Raw genomic sequence first — 2688 nt, forward strand, 5'->3', positions numbered from 1 at the left:
AATGCTGTAAACAGATAATGAGCTGATGGCTAATAAAAATAATAAGGCATGATCAAATTGGGCAATTTGTATATTCGGCGCAAAGGGAATAATGGCAAAGCCTAACAATGTCATGATCATCACTATCATAGGCGAGATAATAAATAGCACCTTGTCAGCAAAAGGCGGGACCCAATCTTCTTTGGTGAAAATCTTTATCATATCGGCAACGACTTGCAGTAAACCAAAGGGGCCAACACGATTTGGTCCTAATCTGTCTTGCCATAAAGCCAGTACTCTGCGTTCTAGCCAAATACACCAAGCGCCCAACAAGAGCAAAACGATTAAAATAATCAATGGAGTTAACCAGCTATCCATTTGTATCTCCATTAGCATTTCTATCAGAGTGATTAGATGCAACTCTATGCTCTAGCCGAGTAGTCCAAGCAGCTAACATGAAGAGCAAAACGATTAATATGATTAAGGGCGTTAACCAGCTACTCATTTGCATCTCCATTAGCCTTGCCAGCAGAGTGATTAGATAAAACCTGCTTGTTAGCTCCCAAGCGCATGAATTCAGTAAAGGGTACTAAAACAACTTTGTCTGCCAGAGTATTATTAATAAGCCAGGGCAAAGAAATATTATAATTATTAGAGGTTATGGTGAGGTTTTCACCAGATTTAATGGCTAAATCGTTTGCTTGCTTTTGATTAAGTGAAATTACCGGCTTAGGTGTTAGTTGCTGAATACTTGACGAGTATTCGCTAAGTTCGTCATTGGTATAAATATGATGTTGAGGACAAATACTTATGTTAGTTAATGGCTGACTTGGTGAGTCTATTTGAGTCGCAGGTACTTCAGACTGTTTTGTATTGAGACCGTCAAATATTTTAAAGCCTAAGTTTAAGTCTAAGTTCAAGTCTAAACCTAAGTCCACCTCATCTTGAACGCCTGATTCATTTAAGGTGTTACTTAAGGTTTGACTTAAGGTTTTATTCACCGCTTGATTTGAATTCCATTTAGGTGACCAGACACCAGTCACTGGCGTGGTTATTTTATGTTGGCTATTATTCAGTGTTTGTTGTCTAAAACCAGCAACCCCTTCCATGGAAAAAGTTAAATTGGATTTTTTATCACGTTTAGGCGCATATTCTTTAACATCTATGTTAGCAAAAAAAGCTGTTCGAGCTGATGAACGCATTGGTTGGCGAGCGACGGTAAAGTCACTTTTATCAGCGGTGTAAAATTGCACTATTGGTTGTAAAAGAGGGCTGATATCTTGAATGTAGTGATAAAGGTTTTGCTCATCATCGAGCGAGTTATGTTGTGCAAGCCATTGCACAGGGGTTTGTCTCATTTCACTGGCGGGCATAACGGCGTAAGCACGCTGTAATCTAGCTTCATTATTTAAGAAGCTGCCATGTTGTTCAGCAAAAGAGGCGGCAGGCAAGACTAAATCTGCCATTTTAACTGTATCCGTAAGGATATGCTCAATAACAACAATATGCTTAATTGTATCTAAACATTCGCTTAGTTTTTCATTTGAGCAATACCGGTATAAATCAGTTTCCATAATGATAAGTAATGTCGGCGACTTAGCTTTGGTATTTTCTATAAAGCTATCAACATCATGATCAGGCTGTGTTAATAAAGACAGCCCTAAGGCATTAATAGCCGATGTTGCACAATAAAACCCTGAGTTTTCTTTTTGATCTTTTAATAAAATACTTACCCTTAAACAAGCTGATAATAATGCAAGGTCAAAACTATGGGTGCCAGTGATTAGCAAAGGCTTATTAGCGGCAAGTAATTCATTGGCGATAGTTATGGCGATGTCAGAAAACTGTGTATCTGAACTCATTGTTTCAGAAGAAAGTGTTTTAGCATCTTTAGCAGTTAGGTAAGCTTCAATTTCTAACAGTAATTCAAGCTGTTTATTAGGGGCTAAGTTTAGGTTATGTTTTGCCACATCCGCTAATTTAGTTTCATGAGTATTGATAATAATAAGCGGTGATTTTTCATCTTGACTGATATTTCTCACGGCTTCATCTTGCCAATGTTTTATCCCCATTTTAGCCGCTTTAGCAATGCCGGCATTTTTAGTCATTTGTCTTATCGATAAGGCTACTCTAGGTGCGGTTTGCGTTACATCTTCACCCACTAAAAGTACCGCATCACTTTGTTCTATGTCATTAAGAGAAACTAAAGAAAGCTGATTACTTTTATAGGTTTTAATTAATAACTGCAGTTGACTTAATTCGTCACTGGCTATGCCCGCATAAAAATTACTGGCGCCTACTAACTTATGCAGCGCAGCATTATTTTCAATGGATGAGCGGGCAGAGCCAATACCTACGACTTGCGCATCAGCTTCTTTGAGCCATTGGCTTAATTGACTATGTGCTTTTTTATCATCCAAAACATGGGTTTGTTGGCTTTGATGGGCACGAGACCATACTTGGGTTAATTTACTTTCTTGATTGACATGTTGATAACCAAATCTGCCACTATCACCTAAAAAATGGCCATTTTTTTCTGCATTATATCGATTGTTTATCTTGCGTATGATACCGCCGCGTTCAGTGACATAAGTATTACAACCGACACTGCAATGGCTACAAATTGAGGGGGATGACTGAAGATCCCATTTGCGAATGTAGTGCTGGCTAAACGGTTTATCGGTAAATACGCCGGTTGGGCATACTTCA

Annotated in this window: 2 protein-coding genes; both read right to left on the reverse strand. The window is 38.5% G+C overall.

The features are described from left to right. Nucleotides 1-357 (reverse strand): NADH-quinone oxidoreductase subunit H (locus HRT50_RS18440; protein ID WP_291617231.1); only part of this gene is annotated, 357 nt, incomplete at its 3' end. Nucleotides 358-476: 119 nt separating this feature from the next. After that, nucleotides 477-2688, reverse strand: a 2212-nt coding sequence (locus tag HRT50_RS18445) for a molybdopterin-dependent oxidoreductase (protein WP_291617233.1), incomplete at its 5' end; no start/stop codon positions are given.

Source organism: Colwellia sp., assembly GCF_013215345.1.
Lineage (GTDB): Bacteria > Pseudomonadota > Gammaproteobacteria > Enterobacterales > Alteromonadaceae > Colwellia.